Origin of the sequence: Streptomyces sp. NPDC008001 (genome assembly GCF_042958085.1) — a bacterium.
Lineage (GTDB): Bacteria > Actinomycetota > Actinomycetes > Streptomycetales > Streptomycetaceae > Streptomyces.
On sequence record NZ_JBIBIZ010000001.1, the window covers coordinates 476,719 to 503,411 of the forward strand.

Genomic DNA, 26,693 nt, shown 5'->3' on the forward strand with positions numbered 1-26,693 from the left:
GTCGCGCATCCCGCGCCAAACGGGCGTGCCGGAGGTCGTCGACCGTACACTCCCGCGCATTCGTCATATATGCGCCGCGGCCTCCCCGCGCCTCCCCCCGGGAGCTTGTCAACGCCGCTGTCCGGGAGTGAAGTGAAAGGCCTCGGCCGGGAATCCAAGGGGCCGGTCGGCCCGGGGTTCCGCCGTTCGATCTCCGGTGCTTCCGGTCCGCGGGGTGCTGTACCCGCATACCGGTCGTTGTGTGGCCCGCCCGGCGGCCGTGGTGTCGTGCCACCGGAGCGGTGTCCTTCCTGTTCGCGGGCACGAAGGTACGTTCGTACACACGGAGGCAAGGGTGACAGCTCGTGTTCTGCGTGATCCGCCGCTGCCGGTCGTGGCCGGCGAATGCCGCCGCAAGCTGACGCGGTATCTGGCCTCACGGGTCGATGCCCGCGGGGCCTTCACCGACCGGTGCGGCAGCAGGCCGCTGGAGTCGGCGCTCTTCCTGGCCCTGCTGCGCAGGGCGGCCCCGGACCCGGAGCGTGCCGGGGCGCGCACCCGGGTGACCGGCTACCTGAGGCGGTCCTCGGCGGGGGAGGACTGGCAGGCGCTGCTCGCCCGCGCGGCGCTGGGAGAGGCCGGGGAGCCGGACCGGTTACGCGCGGCGTCCTACCTGAGCGGCTTCGACCACTTCACCGGCGCCCGCAAGAAGGCGCTGCTCGCCACGGTGTTCGCCGTCTGCGGGCTGCTCCCCTACGACCGGTGCCCGCCCGTGCCGGCCCCGCCGGACCCCGGTGAGACCGCGACCTGGACCCGGCTCGTCCTCCTCGCCGTACGGGTGCTGCACGGCCACGGAACCGGGCTGCCCGCCTCCGCCACGGCCGGGGACGCCGCCGAACTGGTGGAACTCCTGCGCCGGGGCAGCGTCCGTGAGGTCTGGGAGGGCAATCTCCTGGCGCACCTGCTCGCCCTCCACGCCGTGCACGCCGTGGAACCGGCCTCGCCCGTGCTCTCCCCGGGCATCGCCGTACTGGCGGCGCGGCAGAACCCGGACGGCGGGATCCCGTTTGTGGAGAGCCACGACCTCTTCCTCACCGCCAAGGCCGGCCTCGCCCTCCTCCAGGCCGGCGGCCGGAGCCGCCTGACCCTGCGCATCGGCGACTACATCGCCTCCGGGCAGGACCCCGAGGGAGGCTGGCCCTACGCCTCGCGCGTCCGGCAGCCCGACGTCGACAGCATCGCCGTCTGCGTGCAGTTCCTGCGCGCCCTCGACCCCGCCCGTTACCGCGTCCCGACCGGGCGTGCCGAGCGGCTCCTCCGTTCCCTCGCCGCCCCCGGCGGGGGGCTGCCGACCTACCGGCCGGGGGCGCCGGCCGAGGCGGAGATGACCGCGGCGGGCCTGATCGCGCTGGCCCCCGGATACCCGCAGCCCGACCCGGTCCTGCACGACGCGGCGGTCTTCCTGCTCGACCAGCAGTCTCCCGACGGCACCTGGCCCCGGAGCTGGACGATGAGCGAGTCCAGCGTCATCGGGCGTGCGGTGCACGCGCTGACATGCTTGCCGCACTCCGTCGCACAAGGTCTGGCGAAACGTATCGGCGACGCCCTCGGGCACGCGGCCGCCCGGCTGCGGGACACCTGCAACCCGGACGGCGGCTGGGCCCAGCGCGCGGGTGGTGAGAGCGATCCCGTCAGCACCGCCCACGCCGTCGCCGCGGCGCAGCGCATGCACGACGTCGACCTGGCGGAGGCAGGTATCCGCTGGCTCGTCGGAGCCCAGCAGCCGGACGGCGGCTTCCACGGGCCGGCCGACCAGGTGGGCCCGCGCCCGATCCCGTACGACTTCCCGTCACTCGCCGGCATCCACGCCCTCATGGCCCTCACGACCCGGCGCTACGCCGGTGCGCCGGCCGGGAACTGAGGGCGGCTCATGCCCGCTCCGAACGACAGCTCTGTCCCGACGGTCCCCATGGTCCTGACGAACCCCATGGTCCCGACGGTCCCGACGACGAGAGGCAGGACGACGCCCATGCAGGTGAAAACGGGCATCCCGCAGAGGAAGAGGGACGAGCAGCGGGGCCCCGGGCCGGGGGGTGCCGTTCCGGCGCCCCGGATGCCCTCGCCCCAGATGCCCTTTCCGCCCGCCGCCCCGAACCCCGGTGCCCCCCGGGCCGACGCCGCCGTGCGGTCCTGGCTCGCCCGCTTCGCCATCTGCCAGTCCCCGGCCTCCCAGCAGAATCTGCGCCGGGCCAGGATCACCGACACCACCGCCCTGGCCTACCCCGACGCCGCCCCGGCGGACCTCGTCCGGCTCACCCAGTGGCTGTACTGGACGTTCATCATGGACGACGACTTCGACGACGGCCCGGACGGCCGGGACCCCGCCCGGTGCGAAGGGGCGCTCGCCTCGCTGGTGCGCGTCCTGGACGGCGACCCCGGCCGGACGCCGGCCACCCGTGCCTTCGCGGACATCTGGCAGCGCATGTCGGCGGGCAGGTCACGGGGCTGGAACAAGGAGTTCCGCAGGGACACCGAGGACTGGTTCTGGACGTACTACGAGGACACCGTCGACCGCGCCACGGACCGGTACCCCTCCCTCGACGCATACTGCTACCGGCGCGCGCGGGGCGTGGGCGCCCACATGTTCCTCACCCTCGCCGAACTCGGCGCGGGCCTGGACCTGCCCGAAACGCTGCGCCACCTGCCCGGCCTCCAGGACCTCAAGCGGGCCGCCGCGGAGTACACCGGGCTCAACAACGACCTGTGGTCGGTGGCCAAGGACCGTTCTGTGGGGGTTTTCCACAACGCGGTGGTGCTCGTGGAACGCCACGAAGGGCTGTCCCCCGAGGCCGCCGCGGACCGCGTCGCGGGCATGCTGGACCGCTGCGCGGACCAGATGCTCACCGCTGCCCGGGAGCTTCCCGCCCAGCTCGACGCGGCCGGCATCGCCGGTCCGGCGCGCGCCGGCGTCCTCGCCTGCGCCGCCGCCTACCGGAAGTTCGTCCGGGGCTGCTTCGACTACTACTACCGTGCCGACCGCTACACCCGGCCCGAACCACCCCGCCAGGGCGCCCTCACGCCGGTCCACGACCTCTTCGTATCCGTACCGGAAGCGAACGGGCCGGGGTGACGACGGCACCGGGGGCCCGCTCCGGCTGCCGCCCGTCGCACCGTCAGCCCGCCGCACTGTCTCCCGCCGCAGTGTCTCCCGCCGCGCGCAAGGCGCGGTGGGCGGTGGCGCGGAGCGGTACGCCCTCTGGAACGTGGGTCGGCACGACCCCAGCCGCGGTAGGAGCGTGCCAGGGAACACGCATGTGCGCCCCCTGATGCGCCCGCGCATGCGCTCCCGCGCTTCTGCGGGGTACGCCCCAGCGGTTGCCTCCCCGGATCCCGCCCGGTGCAATCACAGCGACGGAACGCTCCACGCCGACCACCGCGAGAGGTGTGAGTCACCACGTGATCCACATGACCGAGACGCTGGCCGTGCACACCATCGAGGGCTTCCTCACCCACGACGAGACCTCCCACGTCATCAAGGCACTGGACGAGTACCTCGACACGACGGGCTGGAGTCCCGCACGCCCCAGTGACGGCATGACACCGCCCGGCGAAGTGCAAGACATCCTCAACGACGCCGTCGAACGGGCCCTGCCGGCCATCCGGCGGGTCTTCCCCTCCATCGCCGGGGTCACGCCGTGGGACTACCACGACCTCAAGCCCGGAGACGAGATAGCACCGCACCTGCACGGCGTGGACGATCCCCACGCGCGGCCGCAGCGGGTCGCGCGGGTGGCCTTCCACCTCCAGGAGGCGGAGCGCGGCGGGGAGTTCTTCATCGACACCTCCTCGTCCGAAGCCCTGTGGACCGACCGCACCGCCGAACCCGGCAGCGGCTTCCTGCCGGGTACCCGGTTGGCTCGCGAGATCTCGCACCATGCCCCGCCCGAGGCCCTGGCCGCTCTACGACGAATCCCCCGGACCCGCTGGACGAGCGCGCCGCCCGCCGGGACCGCCATCGTCTACGGCGCGCAGCTCGTACACGGCGTACAGCCGGTGGTCGAGGGGCGGCTGCGCAAGCTCATCACCAACCTTCTGGACGCTCCGCCCCGCTAGGGACGACGTCAGTCGAACACACGGTTCAGTCGGCCTGGGCGAGTGGCCATCCGGCCGAGAACAAGCTGGAAGCCATCGGCGGTCCCGCGCTGTGCACGCTGCGTCCGGAACTCGTGGAGTTCCAGACCAAGAGAGGCATCGACATCCGGTGAGATCGAGCGCACCGTGAACCCCCTCAAGGGCTTCGTGCTGCAGCGACACGCTTCGGCAAGCGGGCCCATAGCCCGGATCACCCACCACGTGTCCAACCCCGTCACCCCGCCCCTCGGACGGGCCCTAGCGGCCCGGACGTGACCCTGCGGGTCTGCCGCGTCGAGGCACCACCGCGGCGGGCCCGTGACCCCACCGAACACCTATGGAGATCGACAGGTTGACCAGCACTGTCCTCCCCGGCCGCCGTCCGCTGAGCGCCGAGGAGATCATGCGATGGCCGTTCCGCCAGGACACCCTCGTGCCCGACCTTCACCCGTCCTCGGGCATGGGCAACAGCTCGGCCAAGCTGAACGAGGACACGGTCCGCGCGATCCGGTCGGCCGACCGCAGCCGGCGCGCACCTGACCACCTTGGGCCACGCCTTCGGCATCTCCGAGCGGGCCACCCGCCACGTCGTGGACGGCACGAGCTGGCGGCACGTCCAGTAGTGGCCAACGTGCACAAGGCCAAAGTCACGGCCTGGAATCGGCCCTGCGGGACTACCCCAACGGGGGACTGACCCACCGGAAAGCCCAGGTACGCCACAATGCGCAGACGGTCTCGGAGCGCGCGGGCGGCGGCCGCCGGGGATGCAATCCGCGACTACGTGGCCGAGCGGTTCGGACTTGCCGCCCAGCAGGCCCAGGCCCTGGAACTGGGTGCGTGGCAGCCGGCGGCGGAGTGCCCGGAGGTCGTCTCCGGCACCTGACGCCCGCCGGCCGCCGTCACCGCCGGTCGGCCGGCTCCTAGTCCCGGTCGAGGACATGAATGAACACCCAGGCGATGACGGCGCGGGCGGCACCCGAGCAGAACCCCGAGACGGCGGCGAGGACGACGGCGAGGGGACGGCGGTCGTGGTCGGTCATGGTGGGGCTCCTGGAGAAGTGGTGGGGCGCCCCGGGTCCGGGGCACAACTCGACCATCTCCCTGCGCCGCGGCGCGGGGAACGGGTTGGATGTTGTCGGGGAGACAACACCGGGTTGTCCCGGGACAAAGGCAGGGGAGGTGGGCCTGTCGTGCCCGATGCACCGGAAGGGCGCCGCGCCGGGCGTCCGTGGGGTCCGCTGCGGGGGGCCAGCCGAGAGGCGAACGAGGTCGCCGAGGCCCTGCGCACATGGCTGGACGAGGCCGGCATCAGCGTGGGAGGCCTCCACGCCCGTCTGAGCCCCGAGCACTTTCCCGACCACGCCGTCCCGGTCCGGCGCAAGCTGTACGACCTCTGTGCGGGGAAGGGGCTGACCTGGCCCTTCGTCGAGGCGGTCGCCGACGTCTGCACCCCGGGCGACGCAGACGCCCAGCAGCGCAAGCTGGCGGACGTCAGGGAGCTGTGGGAGGCGGCCCGCGACAACCCCACGCCCTGGGACGAACCCGGGCCGGCCCACCGGGAGCTCGTGGCGGCCAAGGACCGGATCATCGCCGCCTACGAGCGGATCGACCGTCTCCAGCAGGCACGGGCGGACAGCGAGTTCGCCCGGATGCGGACCAACCAGCTGGTCATGGTGCTGCTGACGATGCTGGGGCGGCTGCAGGCGACGATCAGCGACCTCCGGCAGGACCGCAACCGGCTGCTCGCCGAGCGCACGCCCGACCCCCGCGCCCTCACCGTCGTGGAAGGCCACCTGCGGGAGGCCGAGGACCAGCGAGAGGGCACCGAGGAAGCCGTCCGGCGCGCAGAACGGGAGCGCGACGAAGCCTTGCGGCTGGCCGACGGTGCCCAGCGGCTGGTCCAGCGGCTCCAGGAGGAGGTCGGCGCGCTGCGGAGGCGGTACGGCGGCCTGGAGGACACGGGCGGGGCCGATGGGGACTTCCCTCACTTCTTCCGCGGTGGCGAATCGAGGAGGGTCAAGCACGGGATTTCCGGCACCAACGCCACCGACGGCATCCCGGTGCCTCCCGACCCGGACGCCGCGTTCCTCCGCGACTACGCCGAGGCCCTCAGCAAGGCCCGCTCCGTCCTGGACACCGGCAGCGACGCGCTCCGGGCCGCCGAGGAGGAGATCGCCCAGGCTTCCGCCGCCCTGCCCCCGGACACCGGGGGCGGCGAGAGCGGCGCACCGGCCGGCGGGTTGTCCCGTACAACCCCGCACAACCCGGTGACCAGGGCGGATGCGGCCTTCGAGGAGCGCTACCGCGAGTACGTCGTCGAGCGGTACGGACATGTGGAGATCTTCGGTGCGGCCCTGGGCCAGGGCGGCCACGAGCCATGGCCCTTGGACCTCGCCTACCTGAGCCTGGAGCTCGCCGGCACATCCGCCATGGCGTCGGAGCGGGTCGAGCATGCCCTGGCCGGGCGGCAGCGGACGGTCGTGATGGGGCCCGCCGGCTCGGGCAAGACCATGCTGCTCCAGTGGCTGGCGGTCAACGCCGCACGGCGGACCCTGCCGGACAGGCTGCGCTACCTGAACGGCTGCGTCCCGTTCGTCGTGTCCCTGCGCTCCCTGGACCTGGCGCCCGGTGATCCGCTCCCGCCTCCCGGAGAGTTGCTGGCCGCGGTCGCCTGCCCGCTCGATCTCGTCGGACGCCGGCCGCACGGATGGGCGGACCGGATCCTCGAGCAGGGGCGCGCGCTGGTACTGGTCGACGGTGTGGACGAAGTGCCCCCGGAGCGGCGCGCGCGGACCCGGGAATGGCTGCAGCGCATGCTGGAGGCCCACCCGCGCGGCTGCTACGTGGTCACGACGCGCGCCACCGCCGTCCCCGAGAGCTGGCTGGACGACGTGGGCTTCCGCCACCTCATGCTGCGGCCGATGAACAGTGCCGACGTACGGGCGTTCATCGCCGCCTGGCACGAGGCCGCACGCGCAGGTGAGGGCGACAGGGAGCGCCGGCTCCTCGGCGAGCTGGAGAGCACCCTCCAGGCCGAAATGCTGCGGCGGCCGGACCTGTCCGCCCTCGCCGCCACGCCGCTCCTCTGTGCGCTCGTCTGTGCTCTGCACCGGGACCGCCGCGGCGTGCTGCCGATCGGGCGCATGGACATGTACGAAGCCGCCCTCGACATGCTTCTCGTGCGGCGGGACGCCGAACGCCGCATCACGGGCGTGGAGGGCGTCCGGCTCAGCCGCGAGGAGAGCATGCGACTGCTCCAGGCCCTCGCTTCCTGGCTGATCCGTAACGGCCGCTTCCGGATCGATCGGGACATCGCCGTACGGGTCCTCGAACGGGTCGTCTGCGATATGCCGGACCTCGTCGTCAGCGGGACCACCCCCGCACAGGTCCTGCACCATCTCCTCGTGCGCAGCGGCGTGCTCCGCGAACCCCTCCCCGGCAGCGTGGAGTTCATTCACCGCACCTTCCAGGACTACCTCGCCGCCCGGGACTTCGTCGAGGAGGCGAGCTTCGGCGAGCTGGAGGTCAAGGCCCACCACGAACGGTGGGAGAACGTGATCCGCATGGCCACCGCCCACGCACGGCCGAGCGAGCGCACCGGCATCCTCTTCGGCCTCCTCAGGCGCGGTGACCTGGAGGAAACGCACCGCGCAGTACTGCACCGGCTGGCCGGATCCTGCCTTGAGTACGCCCCTCAGCTTGACCCCATCGTGCGCGAAGAGGTCAGGCAGCGCATCGCGGCGCTGGAGGACACCCGGGCCCGGGAGCAGCGGTGCGTCTTCGGCGACGACGCCGAGCAGTACGACGCGGCCCGCCCCGGCTACCCGGAGGAACTGGTCGACGACGTGCTGGAGTTCGCCCGCCTGGACCGCGGCGTCCCGGCCCTGGAGGTCGGCGCCGGCACCGGAAAGGCGACGCTCGCCTTCGCGAGCCGCGGCATCCCGGTGACCTGCGTCGAGCCGGACGAACGGATGGCGCGGGCACTCCGGGAGCGCTGTGCCGGGTCGCATCGCGACGTCACCGTGCACGTCGCGGACTTCGAGACCTGGCGCGCGAGCGCGGATTACGGGCTGCTGTACTGCGCCCAGGCCTGGCACTGGGTCGACCCGGACGTGCGCTGGGCCCGGGCGAAGGCCGCCCTGCTGCCGGGCGCGGCCGCGGCCCTCTTCTGGAACCACTGGATCCTGGAGTACGACGGGCTCGTCGCCTCCCTCACGGCCGCCCACGCCCGGCACGACGTCGACGTCCCCCCGCACACCCTCCTCGACCCCCGCCCCCGCCCCGCGCACCACGGCCCGGCGGCCCGCCACTGGCGCGAGATGGACGGCGAGGGCTTGGTGGACCTGCGCCACCGCCTGTACGAGTCCGCCCACGAACGCGCGACGTCCGGCCTGATGGGGCTGCTCGCCTCGTACGCCGGTTACCGGGTCCTCCCGCCGGAGAGGCGCGAGCCGCTGTTCGGGGAACTTGCCCGCATCGTGGAGGACCAGGGCGGACGGGCACGCGTCAAGGTGAGGACGAGCCTCTTCCTGGGCCGCCTCCCGGCCTGACGCCGCACCCTGCCGGCGGCCCTCGGCTCCGGTGCCGGAGCCCGCCGCCCGTGCCGGTGCCCGGTGACGTTCCCGCCGCGTCACCTCACATGGCCACCGCGTCCGCCTCCGCCCCGCCGCTGCCCAGGTGTTCGCGCAGCAGGTGCGTGGCGGGCAGGGCCTCGTGGAGGTAGACGTGTTCCCCGCGCTGCTCGACGGCCGAGAGCAGGGCCCGGAACGTCGCCGTCGCTTCCTCCGGGCGCCCGGCGTGGTGCTGGGCCTGGCCGAGGAGGCCCAGGTGGAGCGGGTGGCGCAGGCGGGTGTTGGAGCGGCGCAGTTCGGCCAGCGACGCCTGCATCAGGGTCAGGCCCTCGTCCTCCCACCCCGAGTGCGCCAGGCCCCACCCCTCGACGACCCCCAGCATCCCCTTCCAGTAGAGCAGCCCGTGTTCGCCCGCCAGGCGGACGCCCTCGGCGCCGGACGTGCGCGCCGTGCGGGCGTCGCCCTCCCACGCCGCCACGACCGCGTCCACGTAGAGGGCGAAGGAGCGGTCGGAGGGCCTGCTGTCGTACTCGGTCAGGTGCAGGAGCTGGCGCCGGCGCGCCCTGGCGGTCTGCCGGTCGCCGAGGAGCCAGTGGGTGAACGTGTTGTACGAGCGGCACGAGACGCGCGGGTCGTGCTGGAAGGTGCGCGCCAGCGAGTGGCCCTCGCCGGCGTAGCGGTCCGCCATCTCGACGCCGTACTCCAGTTCGGTGAGCGCCTGCGACAGCCGTCCGCGCACGTGCAGCACGATGCCCTCGCCGTACGCCGCGCCCAGCACCGCCACCGGCTCGTGGTGCCGCGCCGCGAGGTCGCGCAGCAGCCCGGAGAAGCGCCGGGAGGCGTCGTAACGGCCGGTGACCAGGTACGCCGCGCACAACGCCCAGAGCACTGACGGGTCCTCGGGCGCCTGGGCGGCCGCGCTGAGGGCACGGCCGTGCGCGAGCGCGCTCTCGGCCTCGGGATGGCCGTACCCGCGGGTCGTGGCCAGCACCTGGCCCAGCTGGACGTGCAGCCGCTGCTCCAGCGGTACGGCCGAGGGGTCGTCCTGCGGCAGGAGGTCGATGAGCTGCACCGCCCGCCGCAGCCAGGTCTCCACCTGCTCGTAAGCCAGTTGCTGCTCGGCCTGCTCGGCGGCGCGCAGCAGCCGGGGGAGCGCCTCCGCCGGGGGCAGGGCGCTCCTCGCGTGCCAGGTGTGGTGGGCCACCTGCTCGACGGCCGCGTCCCCCGCGTGACCGTGTCTGCGGGCGCACAGCGCCTCCGCGACCCGGGCGTGCAACCGCTGCCGGTCCTCGCGCCCGAGCTCGTCGATGAGCGTCTCCTGGACCAGGGCGTGGGCGAAGTGGAGCCGCCCCGGGTGGTGCGGGTCCTCGCCGAGCAGCCCGGCCCGGATGGCCGCGTCCATCGCCTCGGCGACCGGTTCGTCCTCCGTGGCCGTGCGGTGCAGCAGGTCGGTGTCGACCTCGGAGCCGATGACCGCGCACAGCCGCAGCACCTGCAGGACCGGCTCGGGCAGCGCGGCGAACCGCTGGTGCAGCACCTCCCGCACACCGGTCGGCACGCGGGTCAGCAGCACCTCCACCGCGTCCGGCCGGCGCAGGCTCCGGGCGTCCCCGAGAAGGGAGAGGAGCTGCATGACGAAGTACGGGTTGCCCTCGCTGCGCCGGTGCAGCACCTCCACGACCTTCGCGTCCACGCCCGGGCCCGCCTGCGCCACGACCAGGTCGGCGACGGCCTGCCGGGAGAGGCCGCCGAGGCGCAGGGTCTCGGTCCTGGGGCCGCGCAGGACCTCGGAGAGCATCCGGCGCAGCGTGGCGTCGGACTCGACCTCGAACTCGCGGGCGGTGAGCACGATGGCGAGCGGGCAGCCCTGGCTGCGCGTGCTCAGCAGCCGGAGCAGATCGAGGGAGGCGGCGTCGGCCCAGTGCAGGTCTTCCAGGAACAGGACGAGCGGCCGCCGGCCGGCCAGGGCGAGCAGGACCTCGCAGACCGCGTCGTGGGTGAGGAACCGGGCCTGCCCCCAGTCGGAGTCGGGGCCCGGACCGCCGCCGGGGCCCGCCGACCGCTCGGGCATGAGCGGGGCCAGCAGAGCGCCGAAAGGCGCCGTCGCGTCCCGGAAGTCGTCCGGGCGGGTGACGGCCAGCCGCCGGAGGACCTGCGTCCACAGCCAGTAGGGCGGCACGCCCTCGCTACGGAAGCAGTGGCTCCAGATGACCTCCAGGCCCGCGTCCTCCCGGCTGCCGCCGGTGTCCTCCAGCCGGAGGGTGAGTTCGAAGAGGAGCCGGGTCTTGCCGACTCCGGCGGGGCCGAGGACCCCGGCCACGTGTCCGTGGCCCGCGAGGGCGCTCGACGCCGCGGTCGTCAGCCGCTCCAGCTCCTCGCTGCGGCCCGTGAACGGTGACTGGCAGGCCGACCGCCCGGCCCCGGCCGTTCCCGTCGCCCCAGCGGACGCCGCGGCGGAAGCCCCTGCCGTTGCCTCGGTCGTTCCGGCCTGCTCGGTTGCCGCGTTCTCCGCGACGCCCGTCGTGGCGGTCGGTTCGCCCGGCTCACCCGGATCGTCCGGGCCGTCCCACCGCACCGCTTCACCGGCAGCGGCCGCCGCCTCGGCGGCCCCGGTTCCGATAGGTTCCCCGGCACCGGCTGCACCCCCGATGTCCCCGGCAGCAGCCGGCAGCCGCCTCGGGGCCTCAACCTGTGCCTCACCGGCCCGGGCAGTGCTTGCCGCGCCTTCCGGCGTCCCGAGTGCGGGGCCGTGCTGCTCTCCCGGGCCCGCGCCGACCCCGCGCAGCGGCCGGCGCTCCCGGTCCGCGAGGGCCGGCGCCCGCCCGTCGGCCCTCGCCTCGGCTATCACCTCGGCCCGTACGTCCGCTGCCCGCACGTCCGCCGCCTGTACGCCCGTTGCCCTTGCATCCGCCCGTCCGTCGGCGCCGGGCCCCCGCCGTTCCCCGGGCTCCCCCGTCCCCGGCTCCTGGCGGAGGATCGCCGTCCGCACGCGGCGGAGTGCGGCGGCCGTGCCGACGCCGAACTCCTCGGCCAGGTGGCTGCGCGTCCGTTCGTACACCTCCAGCGCCTCGGCCTGCCGCCCGAGCCGGGACAGGGCGGTCATGAGGTGGCCGACGAGGCGTTCGCGCGCCGGGTTGTTGCGCGCCTCGCGGTCGAGGTCCGCGGCGACCTCCTCGGCCGCGCCGAGGGTCAGCCGGGCCTCGGCGCAGGATTCCACGGCCGTGAGACGGACGTGTTCCAGCCGCGTGCTCTCGTCGCTGAGCGGCGGGTGGCCGTCGAACTCCCCGTAGGGCGCGCCCCGCCACAGCGCCAGCGCCTCCGTGAACCGGTCCCGCGCGGCGAGCGGATCGCGCTGCTCCATCAGTCGCCGCCCTTCGGTGACCAGGAGCTCGAAACGGCAGGCGTCGATCTGCCCGGGGCTGAGTTCCAGGACGTAGCCGCCCGCCCGGTGGCGCAGCACCGACGCACCGTCCGGACCGGCCGCCGGCTGGAGGGCGCGGCGCAGGTGGGAGACGTGGCTCTGGAGCGTGGCGACGGCCTGGCGCGGCGGTTCTTCGCCCCACAGCTCCTCGACGAGCAGCTCCGTCGGCACGACCCGGCCCAGGCGTATGAGGAGCAACGCGAGCAGGGCACGGCGGCGCGGCGGGCCCAGCGGGAGGTCCTGCCCGCCGTGACACGCCGCCATGGGGCCGAGAACGCTCAGCAGGGGCTCGATCGGGACGGGGGCGGGCGCCGTCGCCGCGGTCTTCGGGGACGGGTCCGGCGTCGGGGGTACGGGCATGGAGGTCCCAATCGTTCTGGCGCGCGACGGGTGCTGACGGGGCTTCCGGAACTGCACGGCGGCACTCCGTACCGGCAGTGCACACCGGAACTGCACAACCGGTGCCTTCCCTATCGGATCCTGGCATAGGGAACAGGACAATCCAAGATCATGTCCGGCCAACGGCAAGTGAACGGCAAGGAGTCGGCAAGGTCTTCGCCGGGATGGCCGGAAACGGCTGCAGGCGTCGGCAAGGAAACGTCAGCGACATGACCAGGCTGCCCGCAAGGGCGGTGGCGCACGATGCACGCCATCGGAGACCACCGCACACGGGGGGCACATGAACATGACGCACCAGCACACGGCCGCGGGGGCGGTGTGAGGACTTCCGTCACGGGGTCGTGCGCCGTGCTGTTCCCCGGCCAGGGCTCGCAGGCCAGGGGCATGGGAGCAGGGCTTTTCGACCGCTTTCCCGAGCTGACCGCCGTTGCCAACGACGTCCTCGGCTACGACCTCCCCCGGTTGTGCCTGGAGGACCCGGACGGACGGCTCGACGACACGCGCTGGACCCAGCCCGCGCTCTACGTCGTCAACGCCCTGTCCTACCGGGACGCGCTGGAGAAGGGCGAGCCGGAGGGCACGTACTTCCTCGGGCACAGCCTGGGTGAGTACAACGCGCTGCACGCCGCGGGCGCCTTCGACTTCGAGACGGGCCTGAAGCTCGTCGTCAAGCGGGGCGAGCTCATGGCCCGGGCCACGGGCGGGGGGATGCTCGCCGTCGTGGGGAAGAGCGAGGGCGAACTGCGGTCCTTCCTCGTGGCGGAGGGCCTGTCCCGGCTCGACGTCGCCAACGTCAACACCCCCTCCCAGACCGTGCTGTCCGGGGACCGCGACGAGATCGAGCGCGCCGAGCGGGTCCTCGGCGAGCGCGGGACGAGGACCGCCCGGCTCAAGGTCTCGGCCGCCTTCCACTCACGGTTCATGGCACCGGCCCGCGACGAGTTCGCCGCCTTCCTCAAGGGATTCCGGTTCTCGCCCCTGCGCGCCACCGTGATCGCCAACCTCACGGCGCGCCCGTACGCCGACGGGGACGTCGCCCGGACGCTGAGCGACCAGATCTCCGGGTCCGTGAGGTGGCTGGAAAGCATCCGTTATCTGCTGGAGCACACCTCCGCCGGCAACTGCCGCGAAACCGGCGGGAGCGGAGTCCTGACGCGCATGACCGCACAGATCGCACAGACGCCCGCCCCCGAGACGTCACCACGGGCGCGGCAGGCACGCCCCCGGCTGTTCTGCATCGCCTACGCGGGCGGCGACGAGCGCGCCTACGCCGGCCTGGCCGCGCACTGCCCGGACGCCGACGTGGTGACGCTGGAACGCCCCGGACGGGGCCGGCGGGCCGCCGAGCCGCTGCTCCGGGAGCCCGCCGCGATCGTCGGCGACCTGCTGGAGCAGATGCGGGACCGGCTGGACGCCCCGTTCGCCCTGTACGGGCACAGCCTCGGGGCCCGGCTGGCGTTCCTGCTCTGCCGGCGGCTGCGCGAGGAGGGCCTGCCCGCGCCCGTCCACCTCTTCGTCTCCGGGGAGTCCGGGCCGTCGGTCCCGAGCCGCGAGCGCCACACCTGGGAACTGCCCACCGACGCCTTCTGGGACCACCTCAAGCAGCTGGGCGGCATCCCGTCGGAGCTGTGGGACCACGCGGACCTGATGGCGTTCTTCGAGCCCGTCCTCCGGGCGGACTTCGCCGCGCTGGGCGCCTACGTGCACGAGGAAGCCCCGCCGCTCGACGTCCCCGTCACCGCCATGACCGGCGAGGACGAGTGGTTCACCCCGGCCGACGTCGAGGCCTGGCAGCGGGAGAGCACCCGGCCCCTGACCTCGCACCGGTTCCCCGGTGACCACTTCTTCATCCGGGACCACTGGCCCGCACTGGCCCGGATCGTCGCGTCCGGGCTCGCGGCGGCATAGCCGCGACCGGGCAGCGACCACGTCCGTGCGCACCGGGTGCCGGCGCGCATCGCATCCAGAACGACAAGCCGAGGGTGACGCAGAGCCATGAAGCAGCAACCGGAGCAGGCCCAGATGCAGGAACTGACGCAGGAACTCAAGAAGTACATGGAAGAGCAGTTCATGTTCGAGTTCGACGGGGAGGTCACCGAGGACACCGACCTGTTCAAGGCCGGCATCCTCGACTCGTACGGCTACATCTCGCTGATGGCGCACATCGAGCAGCACTACGACGTGCGCTTCGGCGAGGACGAGATGCTCGGCAGCGTCATGGTCTCGCTGTCCGGCATCACCGCCACCGTCGGCGCCGCCCGCAGCCGGGCCCTCGGGAACCGGTGACCGCATGTGCGGCATAGCCGGCTTCTACGGGAGCCCCCTGCACCCGCAGCAGTACCAGGACCTCATCCACGGCATGCTCGCCCAGATCGAGCACCGCGGCCCGGACGAGGCGGGCTGCCTCCTCGACGACCGGCTGGCCATGGGCACGGTCCGGCTGAGCGTCATCGACCTGGCCACCGGCTCGCAGCCCGTCGGCAGCGCCGACGGCCGCTACTGGCTCTGCTACAACGGCGAGCTGTACAACTACCGTGAGCTGCGCGACCGGCTGACCGCCTCCGGCTTCGCCTTCCGCACCTCCTCCGACACCGAGGTCGTCCTCAACGCCTGGGCCGCCTGGGGCCACGACTGCCTGCCCCGCTTCAACGGCGCCTTCGCGTTCGCCCTCTACGACACCCTCACGGGCGAGCTGCACCTGGCGCGCGACCGGTTCGGCAAGCGGCCGCTGTTCGTGGCCCGCCACGAGGGCGCGTGGCTGTTCGCCTCCGAGATGAAGGCCTTCCTGGCCTACCCGGGCTTCCGGTTCGCCTTCGACGCGCCGCAGCTGTCGTCCGTCTTCGCCACCTGGGCCCCGCTGCCCGGGCAGAGCGGGTACCGCGGCATCGAGCAGATCCCCATGGGGGAGTACCTGTCCCTGCGCGGCGACGAGGCCCGGCGCGGCCGCTGGGCGACGCTCGACCTCACCGCCGGCCCGGCCCCCGGCACCGAGGAGGAGGCCGTCGAGCTGGTCCGCGCCGAACTGGAGGCCGCGGTCGACGTGCGGCTGCGCAGCGACGTCGAAGTCGGCGTCTACGCCTCCGGCGGGCTCGACTCCTCCGTCATCGCGCACCTCGCCGCCCGGCGCACCGGCCGGCCGCTGCGGACGTTCTCCATCGAGTTCGAGGACGCCGAGTTCGACGAGTCCGCCGAACAGGCCGAGCTGGCCGCCCACCTGGGCACCCGGCACTCGACCGTGCGGGTCACGGACAAGGACGTCGTCGAGACCTTCCCCGAAGCGGTCCGGCACGCCGAAGTGCCCGTCTTCCGCACCGCCTTCGTGCCCATGTACCTGCTGGCCGGCCACGTCCGCAGCGAAGGCGTCAAGGTCGTGCTCAGCGGCGAGGGCGCCGACGAGGCGTTCCTGGGCTACGGCATCTTCAAGGACACCCAGCTGCTCTCGTCCTGGCACGAGCTGGACGACGACACCCGCCTGCGCCGGATGGCACAGCTCTACCCGTACCTGAGCCACTTCAGCGGCGAGGACGGGCACCGCCGGATGCTGGGGCTCTACGGGCAGTTCACCGAGGAGACGCTGCCCGGCCTGTTCTCCCACCAGATGCGGTTCCAGAACGGCCGCTTCGCCGTCCGCCTCCTCAAGGACCCCGGCGACCCCTTCGCCGCCCTCCAGGAGCTCGTGGCACAGGAGCCCGGCTACGCGCAGCTGACCGCCGTGCAGAAGGCGCAGTGGCTGGAGTTCCGGACGCTGCTGAGCGGCTACCTGCTCTCGACCCAGGGCGAGAGGATGGCCCTGGCGCACGGCGTGGAGAACCGCTGCCCCTTCCTCGACCCCGCGGTGGTGCGCCGGGCGGCCTCTCTCAACCTGCGCTTCGGCGACCCCTACGACGAGAAGTACCTCCTCAAGCGCGCCTACGCCGATGTGCTCCCCGAGCGCATCGTCAAGAAGGGCAAGTTCCCCTACCGGGCGCCGGACAGCGCCGCGTTCGTCCGCTCGCGCCCCGACTACCGCGAGCTGCTCACCGACTCCGACACCCTCGAAGAGACGGGCGTGCTCGACCCGCGCTTCGTCCGGCGGTTCACCGACCGCATCTTCGACACCCCTCCCGAGCGCATCGGCACCAAGGAGAACCAGGCGTTCGTCCTCCTGGCCTCCACGGTCTGGCTGCACCACTGGTACGTACGCGGCCACGCCCGCCGCCGGACCCCGCTCGGCATCCCCCTGAACGTCGTCGACCGGCGCGGCAGCGCCCTGTCGGCCTAGGACGGAGAACGCGCCATGCAGAAGGAAACCGCGCCCCTCGCCGACCGGGGCACCGCCGCGGCCGACCAGGACATCGCCGTCGTCGGCCTGTCCCTGCGGCTGCCCGGCTCGCGCACCCCCGACGAGTTCTGGGACCACCTGGCCGCGGGCCGCTCCCTGATCAGCGAGGTGCCGGAGCGCCGCTGGCGCAAGGAGGACCACCTCGGCAACCCGCGCCGCGAGTTCAACAAGACCAACAGCGTGTGGGGCGGTTTCGTCGACGAGGTCGACTGTTTCGACGCGGACTTCTTCCAGATCTCCCCGCGCGAGGCGCAGTCCATGGACCCGCAGCAGCGGATGGCCCTGGAACTGAGCTGGCACGCCCTGGAGGACGCCGGCTACCGGGCCGACCGGATGACGGGCTCGCGCACCGGCGTCTTCATGGGCGTCTGCCACTGGGACTACGCCGAGCTGATCGAGCGCGAGGTCGAGGAGATCGACGCGTACTACCCGACCGGCGCGGCCTACGCCATCATCGCCAACCGGGTCTCCCACCACTTCGACTTCCGCGGCCCCAGCGTCGTCAACGACACCGCGTGCGCCAGCTCCCTGGTGGCGGTCGAGCAGGCCGTGCAGGCCCTGCGCAGCGGCGACTGCGACCACGCCCTCGCCGGCGGCGTCAACCTCACCTGGTCGCCCCGGCACTTCATCGCCTTCGCCAAGGCGGGCATGCTCTCGCCCGACGGGCAGTGCCGGGCGTTCGACGCGCGGGCCAACGGCTACGTGCGCGGCGAGGGCGGCGGCGTCCTGCTGCTCAAGCGCGCCGCGGACGCCCGCCGCGACGGCGACGCCGTCCACGCCCTGATCAAGGGGATCGGCAGCAATCACGGCGGCCGCACCAGCTCCCTGACGGTCACCAACCCGGCGGCCCAGGCCGAACTGATCGCCGGGGTCTACCGGCGGGCGGGGATCGCGCCCGAGACCGTCACCTACGTCGAGACGCACGGCCCCGGCACCCCCGTCGGCGACCCCATCGAGATCCGCGGCCTCAAGCAGGCCTTCACCGACCTGCACGGGAACCGTCCGCAGACCCGCGGGAGCCGGCCGGAGCGCCGCAAGGGCCGGGCCGGGGCCGCCGAGGGACACCGCTGCGGCGTCGGCTCGGTGAAGACCAACATCGGTCACCTGGAAGGGGCCGCCGGCGTGGCGGGCATGCTCAAGGTGATCCTCGCCATGCGCCACCGCAAGCTGCCCGCGACCGTCGGCTTCGAGAAGCTCAACCCGCTCATCAAGCTGGACGGCAGCCCGCTGTACATCGTGGACCGGCTCGCCGACTGGACCGCCGGCACTGCAGAAGCCGCAGGGACCGCGGAGGCCGGCGCGGAGACCGGCGCGGACGCGGCGGCACCGCTGCGTGCGGGCGTCAGCTCCTTCGGCTTCGGCGGCACCAACGCCCACGTGCTGCTGGAATCCGGCGACCCGGCCGCGCCGGCCGGGGACGGCCCGGCCGGCGCGGACACCGGCGAGCAGTGGCTTCCGGTGTCCGCCAAGGACGAGGACCGGCTCCGCGAGACGTGCGCCGGTCTCGCCCGCTGGGCCCGCACCCGCATCGAGCACGGCGACGCCCCGCGACTGGCCGACGTCGCCCGCACCCTGCGCGAGGGCCGCGTGCCGATGCGCGAGCGGGTGGTGTTCCGCGCGAGCGGCCTCGCCGAGTGGGCGGACCAGCTGGAGAGCGTCGCCGCGGGGGAGGAACCGCCCGCCGGCTGCCCGCACGGATCGGCCGGCACCGGCCCCTCCGACGGGCTGGACGCGGACGACCTGGCCGCACTCGCCTCCCGCTGGCTGGAGCAGGACCGGCCGGAGAAGTTCGCCGCGGCCTGGGCCCAGGGCCTGCCCGTCGACTGGGCACAGTGGCCCGAGCACGGCCGCCGCGTCCACCTCCCCGGCTACGCCTTCGCCCGCACCCCGCACTGGTTCACGCCGACCGTACGACCCGTGGCGGACACGGCGGCCGGAGAACTCCGGCCGGGCACCGAGGCCACGCCGCTGGGCGAAGGACGCCAGGACGGCGACGGCTGGACGTTCCCCCTCCGCTTCGACACCGCCCAGGGCTTCGTACGCGACCACCTCGTCAACGGCGCCCGCATCGTCCCCGGCGTGGTCGCCCTCGAACTCGTCACGGCCGCGGCCCGGCAGGAGCCCGTCGCCGGAACGCACGCCGGACGGACGCCCCGCATCCGCAACGCCGTGTGGATCCGGCCGCTGCTCGTCGGCGACGCGGGCCTGACGCCCCGCCTCCGGCTCACCGCCGCGGGCGACGGCTACGACTACGCCGTCACCGACGACCAGGGCACCCCCTACACCAGCGGCCGCATCGAGTACACCGACGCCCCGGCCGGGACGACCGACCCCGCAACGCTGCGCGACCGGTTCCCCGAGCGCCTCGACGTCGCCGAGGGCTACGCCGCCCTGCGGGCGAGCGGTATCGAACACGGCCCCATGCTGCGCGCCCTGCACACGCTGCACCGCGGACCGGACGGCGTACTGGCCGGACTCAGGCTGCCCGACGGTGCCCCGGACGGCATGGCCCTGCAGCCCGCGATCCTCGACAGCGCCCTGCTCGCGGCCCTCGCCCTCGGCGACGGCAAGACGAATGGCGAGGGAGAAGGCAAGGGGAGCGGCAGCGGCGGCTGGCGCAGCCCCGGCGCACCCTCCGTTCCCTTCGCCCTCAGCGACCTCGAAGCGCACGCCGCGACGACCCCGGCGATGTGGGCCTGGCTGCGGCCCGCCGCAGGCGGCCGGGCCGGCGGGGCCGGCAGCGGTGGGGTCGACATCGACCTGCTCGACGAGAACGGCCGGCTGTGCGTGCGGTTCACCGGCTACACCTCCCGCGAACTGCCCGCCGCCCCCGCGGACGGGCCCGCCCCGGACCCCCGCGGGGAGCTCCTGGAGGTCACCGGCGTCTGGACGGAGGCGCCCGCCCCGGCCCCCGCCCCGGCCGGCGGGACCGGAGCGGTGACGGTGCTCAACGCCGTACTGGACCAGGACCTCGTCGCGGCGAGCGCCGCACGGCTCGGCACGGACGTCCTGCACCTGGCCGTGCCCGCCGACGTCCCCGACGCCGTCGCCATGAAGGCCGCGTTCGCCGCCTGCTACCCCCACGTACAGCGGCTGACGGGCCAGGGCAGGCACGTCCTCGTCGTCGCGCCCGGCGCACCGGACTCCCCGGTCTACGCCCCGCTCGCGGCGCTCCTGAAGACCGCGCACCAGGAGAACCCCTCCTTCACCGGCAAGCTGGTCCTCCTCGACGGCTACGACCCCCGCGACACCGCCGGCTTCGAACGCGTCGTCCGGGCGGAAGCAGTCCCCGGCGACGGCGACGGGGTCGAGGAGATCGCCTACGACCGCGCCGGCCGCCGGCTGCGCCACGGCACCGCCGAACTCCGGCCCGGCGACGGCGGGGAGAGCCTGCTGCGCGACGGCGGCGTCTACTGGATCACCGGTGGCGCGGGCGGCCTCGGCCTGCTCCTGGCCGAGCGGCTGTGCGAGAAGCACCGCGCCACGGTCGTCCTCGGCGGCCGGTCCGCGCACAGCCCGGCCGTTGACGCCCTGCAGGCACGCCTGCCGCACGGGGAAGTGACCTACCGCCGCACGGACGTCACCGACGCCGACGCCGTGCGGGCCGCCGTGACGGACATCCGCATGCAGTACGGCCGGCTCGACGGCGTGTTCCACGCGGCCGGCGTGCTCGACGACGGCTACCTCGCGAACAAGCCGCTCGCGAGCACCGCCGCCGTCCTCGCCCCCAAGGTGGACGGCGCCGCGCACATCGACGCCGCGACCCGCGGCCACGGCCTGGACTTCCTCCTCCTCTTCGGCTCCGTGGCGGGCGCCTTCGGCAACGCCGCACAGGCCGGCTACGCCGCGGCCAACGCCTTCCTCGACGCCTTCGCCGCCCGGCGGCAGGCCGCCGGGAGCGTGACCCGCGCCGTCGACTGGCCGCTGTGGGCGGACGGCGGCATGCGCGTGGACGACGCCACCCTCGCCTACCTCCGCAAGCGGACCGGCACCGTGCCGCTGCCCAGCGAAGCGGGGCTGGACGCGCTGGAACGCGCCCTGCGCACCGACGCGCCCGTCCGCCGCGTGGTGCTCTTCGGCGACAAGGCCGGGCTGCGCGTGTACGCGGGCCTGGAGCGCGCCGCGCGGCCCGCGCCGCGGCGCAACGCGACCGCACCGGCCGCCGCCCTCGGCGACCGCGAACTCCTCACCAGGACGCAGGATCTCCTGCGGACGCTGTTCGCCGAGGTGACCGGGCAGGACGCCGGGCACATCCTCGTCGAGGAGAAGCTGGAGACGTACGGCATCGACTCCATCGCCATCGTCGACCTGACCAGCAAACTGGAGGACACCTTCGGGTCGCTGCCCAAGACCCTGTTCTTCGAACACGTCGACCTGCAGGGCGTGGCGGGCTACTTCGTGGCCGAGCACCGCGACCGGCTGCTCGCACTCTTCGCCCCGCAGGAGGCCGCTGAAGAGGAGGCTGCCGAAGAGGAGGAGACCACGGCACCCGCGGAGCGGACCCCCGCCGAGCCGGCCGCCGCGGAACCGGCCCCGGCCCCTCCGGCCGTGCAGCCGGCCCCCGCCCGCCCCCGTACCCCCGCCGCGTGGGCCGACCCCGAGCGCCACGACATCGCCGTGATCGGCATGGCCGGGCGCTACCCGGGCGCCGACACCCTGGAGGAGTTCTGGGAGCTCCTCAGCGAGGGCCGGCACAGCTTCGAACCCGTCCCCGCGTCTCGCTGGCGGCACGGCGACATCTACTTCGACGAGCGCGACGTCCACGGCAAGACCGTCGTCCGCACCGGCACGTTCCTCAAGGACGTCGAGGCGTTCGACCCGCGCTACTTCAACATCTCCCAGCGCGACGCCGAACTGCTCTCCCCCGAGGTCCGGCTGTTCCTGCAGGCGGGCGTGACGGCGATGGAGGACGCCGGCTACTCGCGGGAGACGCTGCGACGCCGCTACGACGGCGACGTCGGCGTGCTCGTCGGCTCGATGAACAACAGCTACTCGCTCTACGGCTTCGAGAACATGCTGGTGCGCGGCACCGAGACCAGCGGCAGCGAGCTCGGCGTCATGGCCAACATGCTGTCGTACCACTACGGCTTCACCGGGCCGTCGGTGTTCCTCGACACCATGTGCTCCTCCGCGTCGGCGTGCGTCCACCAGGCGGTGCGGATGCTGCGCGGCGGCGAGTGCCGCATGGCCGTCGTCGGCGGCATCAACCTGATGCTGCACCCCTTCGACCTGATCGCCACCTCGCAGGCGCACTTCACCACCAAGTCCGCCGACGTCGTGCGCAGCTACGGCCTCGGTGCCGACGGCACGATCCTGGGCGAGGGCGTCGGCACGCTCGTGCTCAAGCCCCTGGCCGAGGCGGTCGCCGACGGGGACCACGTCTACGGCGTGATCAAGGGCAGCGGCATGACCAACGCCGGGGTCCGCAACGGCTTCACCGTGCCGAGCCCGCAGCAGCAGGCGCGCGCCATCGAAAAGGCCCTCGACGACGCCGCCGTCGACGCCCGCACGATCAGCTACCTGGAGGGCCACGGCTCGGCCACCTCCCTCGGCGACCCGATCGAGATCAAGGGCGCCGCCCTCGCCTTCGGCCGCGACACCTCCGACCTCGGGTTCTGCGCGCTCGGCTCGGTCAAGTCCAACGTGGCGCACCTGCTGTCCGGCTCGGGCATGGCGGGCCTGACCAAGGTCCTGCTGCAGCTCAAACACCGCACCCTGGCCCCGTCGCTGCACGCCGAGACGCTCAGCCCCGCGATCGACTTCGCGAAGACGCCGTTCGTGGTGCAGCGCGACCGCGCCGAGTGGCGCCGCCCCGTCCTCGGCGGCGAACAGGTGCCGCGCCGGGCCGGCGTCACGTCCATCGGCGCCGGCGGCATCAACGTGCACATCGTCGTCGAGGAGTACGACGGCCCCGTCGCCGCGGCGCCCGACAGCGGCCGCCCGCAGCTGCTCGTGTTCTCCGCCATGACGCCGCAGGCCCTGCGCCGCGTGCTGCACGACGCCCACGCGTACGTCCGGGACACCGCACCCGGCCTGGACGCCCTCGCGTACACCCTGCAGACCGGCAAGAACGAGCTCCCGTGCCGGCTGGCCTTCGTCGCCCGCGACACCGCCGACGCCCGGACCCGGCTGGCCGGGCTCGCGGAGGTCGACTGGACGGCGGAGACGCCGGGCGTCCCCGAAGGCGTGCACTTCACCGCCAGCACGCTGCGGCAACGCCGCACCACCGGTGCCGAGGCCGTCGAGCAGGCCCTGCGCGCCGCGCAGCTGCCCGAACTCGCCGGCTACTGGACGGCCGGGGCGAGCGTGCACTGGGACCTGCTGTGGCCCGCCGGAAGCCGCCCGGCCAAGCTGTCCCTGCCCGCCTACCCCTTCGACAAGGTGCGCTGCTGGTACCCCGCCCACGACGACGCACCCAGCGTGCTGCGGCCGCTCGCCTTCACCCGGCGGGCACACCCCTGGGTCGCCACCAACCGCTCGGACCTCGGCGGCGTGCGCTACGCCCTGACGCTGCGCGGGGACGAACTGCTCGACTACGTCTACACCGTGGGCCGCAAGCGCCACTACGCCACCGTGGCGCTGCTGGACGCGGCACTGGCCTTCGCGCGGCTCGCCGGACTGGAAGGGCCGCTGCGGCTGCAGGACGCGCAGTGGGCCGCACTGCCGTCGCCCGCGGACGCCCCCGAGACGTTCACCTGGCGGCTCGGCTCCTCCGCACCCGGCGTCCACCGCGCCGAACTGCGGCACGACGACGGCACGCTGCGCTTCGCCGCCGGCATCGTGGCGGGGGAGCCCTCCGGGGCCGTACCGGTGCCGGCCCTGCCCGCCGGGCCCCCGGCCCTCGGCCGGGAGGACTTCTACGCCCGGCTCGCGGAACGGGGCGTCGACGCCCGGCCGTACGCGCGCAGCGTCGAGGGCGTCACCGAGCTGGACGGGCACCGGCTGCTCGTACGGGTCGCCGAGCCCGCCATGTGCCAGGACCCGCACAAGCAGCAGGTCCGCATCCCCGCCTGGGTGCTCGCCGGGCTGGTCCAGGGCGTCCAGCACGCACTGGGCGCGGCCGGGGCGACCGTCGTACGCGTCGGATCCGCGCACGGAGAGCAGCTGGAGCACACCCGGGCGATCCTGCTCGAACGGGCCGCGTCCGGCGCCGTCTTCCACGCGACGCTCCTCGACGGGCACGGGCGGGTGCTGGGCCGGATCGCGGACGCCGCGTTCACGGACGGCGACCTTCCCGCGGCGCTGCGGGGCGAGACCGGGCAGGCGCCCGCGGCCCTGCCGTCCGCCGCACGACCGGCGACGCCGGAGCAGCCGGCGGCCCGCACGGAGCCGTTGGCCGCACCGGCAGTCCCTGCCGCACCGGTGGTTCCGGCGGCACCGGTGGTTCCGGCGGCACCGGTGGTTCCGGCGGCTCCGGTGGGCCCGGTGGCTCCGGTGGTCCCGGGAGGCGAGGATGTGCTCGTCGCGACCCTGCGCGAGACCGTCGCCGACCTGCTCAAGTTCGACCTGGCCGAGATCGACGCCGACACGCACTTCCACGCGTACGGCTTCGAATCCATCGCCCTGGCCAGGCTGGCCGCCGAGCTCAACGGCATCCTCGGCGTGGACCTCACCCCGGCCGTCTTCTTCGAGTGCCCCGACATCCGCAGCCTCGTCGGCTACCTGCTCGACCGCTACGGCCCCGAACTGGCCTCCCTGCAGGACCGGCAGGCACAGGAACAGGCAAAGGCACCGGAACAGGCACAGGCACAGGCACCGGTGCAGGCGCGGATTCCCCTAACCGCGCAGGCGCCGGACCCGGTACCCGCCGCCTTCGTGCAGGATCCGGCGGAGGACGACGGCGCCGTGGCGATCGTCGGCGCGGCCGGGCGGTTCCCCGGCGCGGACGACCTGGACGCCTTCTGGCAGCACCTGCGCGCGGGCACCGACCTGATCGGCGCCTACCCCGGCGACGACCGGTTCGACGGACGCTACGCCGGCGTCGTGGCGCGGGCGGACTTCCCCAAGTACGCCGGCCTCATCGACGGCGTGGACCGCTTCGACGCGGACTTCTTCAACCTGTCCCGCCTGGAAGCCGAACTCATGGACCCCCAGCACCGCCTGGCGCTGGAGACCGTCTGGGCCGCACTGGAGAACGGCGGCTACGCCCCCGCCCGGCTGCCGGAGAACACCGGTGTCTTCTTCGGGGTCTCCGGCAGCGACTACCACCACCTGCTCAACGCCAGCGGCGTCGCACCCGACGGCTTCACCGCCACGGGCAACGCCCACTCGATGCTCGCCAACCGGATCTCGTTCGTCCTGGACGTGCACGGCCCCAGCGAGCCCGTCGACACGGCGTGCTCCAGCTCGCTCGTCGCCCTGCACCGCGCCGTGGAGAGCATCCGGGCGGGCCGCTGCGACATGGCCCTCGCGGGCGGCGTCAACCTCCTGCTGAGCGTCGACACGTTCGCCGCGACGCACATGTCCGGCATGCTCAGCCCCGACGGCCGCTGCAAGACGTTCTCCGCCGGCGCGGACGGCTACGTACGCTCCGAAGGCGTCGCCGTGGTGCTGCTCAAGCCGCTGGCCCTGGCGCGCCGGGACGGCGACGCCGTGTGGGGCGTCGTCCGCGGCAGCGCCGAGAACCACGGCGGGCGCGCCGGCTCGCTGACCGCTCCCAACGGCAGGGCGCAGGCCGCGCTGATCCAGGAGGCCATGCGCGGGACCGACCCCGACAGCATCGGCTACGTCGAGGCGCACGGCACGGGCACGCAGCTGGGCGACCCGGTCGAGGTCAACGCCCTCGACAGCGCCTACCGCGCCCTGCGGGCCGCCGCCGGGAAGCCGCCCCGGCCGGCCCGGCCGGTCGCCCTCGGCTCGGTGAAGACGAACATCGGCCACCCGGAGGCGGCCGCCGGCCTGGCCGGGGTGCTGAAGGTGCTGCTCGCCATGCGCCACGGCGAACTGCCGCCGACCCTGCACTGCGACCGGCTCAACCCCCAGCTGCCGCTCGCCGGCGGCGGCTTCGAGGTGGTGCGCGAGCTGCGCCGCTGGGAACCGCGCACCGACCCGGCCGGCCGCGCCCTGCCCCTGCGGGCCGGGGTGAGCAGCTTCGGCTTCGGCGGGGCGAACGCCCACGTCGTCCTCGAAGCGGCCCCCGCACCGCACGCCCCGGCGCCCACCGCCGCACCCCAGGCCGTCGTCTTGTCCGCCCGGGACGACGACCGGCTGCACGCCGCGGCCCGGCAGCTGCGCGACTTCCTCGAACAGGCGCAGCGCGACGGGAACACGCCCCGCCTGGCGGACCTGGCGTTCACCCTCCAGGTCGGCCGCGAGGCCATGGAGCGGCGGCTGGGCGTCGTCGCCGGGGACATCGGCGACGTGCTCGGCGCGCTGGACCGGTTCCTCACCGGCCGGCTGCCCTCCGGCCTGCACAGCGGAGGCACCCGGCGCTCGCGCGGAGCGGGGGTGCGGCGCGAGCCGGACCAGGCCCCCGAGGTCACCCGGGCCCTGCAGGAGGGACAGCTCGGCGACGTGGTGGCCCTGTGGTGCGAGGGAGCCGAGGTCGACTGGCGCGCGATGCACCCCGCCGGCGAACGGCGCGTCGTACGGCTCCCCGCCTACCCCTTCGCCCGCGACCGCTACTGGGTTCCCGCGAGTGACGCGCCTCCCGCCTCTCGGTCCGAAGCCGGGGCCGATCCGGGGAACGGGACCGAGCCCGGGGCCCGGGCCGGGAGCGGCTTCGACACCGACGCCCGTGCGGCCCTGCTCGACGCGGTCCTCGACGGCCGTGCCGGCGCGGACGCCCTGACCGCGCTCCGGCCGTGAGCCCGCTCCCCGGGCGCGACCCGCGTGACCCGACGCTTTCCCCTGCCTTCCCTGGAACGGGCGG

The 26,693-nt window shown here is 73.9% G+C and carries 10 protein-coding genes; 9 read left to right on the plus strand and 1 reads right to left on the minus strand.

Going from position 1 to position 26,693, the window contains the following annotated elements; all coding sequences use genetic code 11:
* Positions 1–334 precede the first annotated feature (334 nt).
* From ACFZCD_RS02140 to ACFZCD_RS02160, 5 genes are all read left to right on the plus strand, one after another.
* Positions 335–1,900 (plus strand): prenyltransferase/squalene oxidase repeat-containing protein, encoded by a 1,566-nt coding sequence (locus tag ACFZCD_RS02140; RefSeq protein WP_391826915.1) that lies wholly within the window; start codon positions 335–337, stop codon positions 1,898–1,900.
* A gap of 207 nt (positions 1,901–2,107) precedes the next feature.
* Complete coding sequence (locus ACFZCD_RS02145; RefSeq protein WP_391826917.1) at positions 2,108–3,109, plus strand: terpene synthase family protein; 1,002 nt, start codon at positions 2,108–2,110, stop codon at positions 3,107–3,109.
* Positions 3,110–3,435: 326 nt separating this feature from the next.
* A complete protein-coding gene (locus ACFZCD_RS02150) occupies positions 3,436–4,092 on the plus strand; it encodes a hypothetical protein (RefSeq protein WP_391826918.1) in 657 nt (218 codons plus the stop codon).
* Positions 4,093–4,831: 739 nt separating this feature from the next.
* Positions 4,832–4,993, plus strand: coding sequence for a hypothetical protein (locus ACFZCD_RS02155; RefSeq protein WP_391826920.1), 162 nt, complete (start codon positions 4,832–4,834; stop codon positions 4,991–4,993).
* A 307-nt stretch (positions 4,994–5,300) separates the two neighbouring features.
* The gene (locus ACFZCD_RS02160) at positions 5,301–8,660 is read left to right on the plus strand and encodes an NACHT domain-containing protein (protein WP_391826922.1); all 3,360 of its coding nucleotides are present in this window, start codon (positions 5,301–5,303) and stop codon (positions 8,658–8,660) included.
* 85 nt (positions 8,661–8,745) lie between these two features.
* Here the strand turns inward: ACFZCD_RS02160 and ACFZCD_RS02165 are convergent, their stop codons facing one another.
* Entirely contained in the window at positions 8,746–12,462 is a 3,717-nt protein-coding gene (locus ACFZCD_RS02165) for a BTAD domain-containing putative transcriptional regulator (RefSeq protein WP_391826924.1), read from the minus strand.
* A 282-nt stretch (positions 12,463–12,744) separates the two neighbouring features.
* Between ACFZCD_RS02165 and fabD the strand changes: the two genes are divergently transcribed.
* From fabD to ACFZCD_RS02185, 4 genes are all read left to right on the plus strand, one after another.
* Positions 12,745–14,409, plus strand: a complete 1,665-nt coding sequence (fabD, locus tag ACFZCD_RS02170; protein ID WP_391826926.1) for an ACP S-malonyltransferase — start codon at positions 12,745–12,747, stop codon at positions 14,407–14,409.
* Positions 14,410–14,496: 87 nt separating this feature from the next.
* The gene (locus tag ACFZCD_RS02175; protein ID WP_391826928.1) at positions 14,497–14,787 is read left to right on the plus strand and encodes an acyl carrier protein; all 291 of its coding nucleotides are present in this window, start codon (positions 14,497–14,499) and stop codon (positions 14,785–14,787) included.
* A gap of 4 nt (positions 14,788–14,791) precedes the next feature.
* The gene (gene asnB / locus ACFZCD_RS02180; protein ID WP_391826930.1) at positions 14,792–16,762 is read left to right on the plus strand and encodes an asparagine synthase (glutamine-hydrolyzing); all 1,971 of its coding nucleotides are present in this window, start codon (positions 14,792–14,794) and stop codon (positions 16,760–16,762) included.
* Positions 16,763–16,777: 15 nt separating this feature from the next.
* Positions 16,778–26,629, plus strand: coding sequence for an SDR family NAD(P)-dependent oxidoreductase (locus ACFZCD_RS02185; protein ID WP_391826932.1), 9,852 nt, complete (start codon positions 16,778–16,780; stop codon positions 26,627–26,629).
* Positions 26,630–26,693 lie beyond the last annotated feature (64 nt).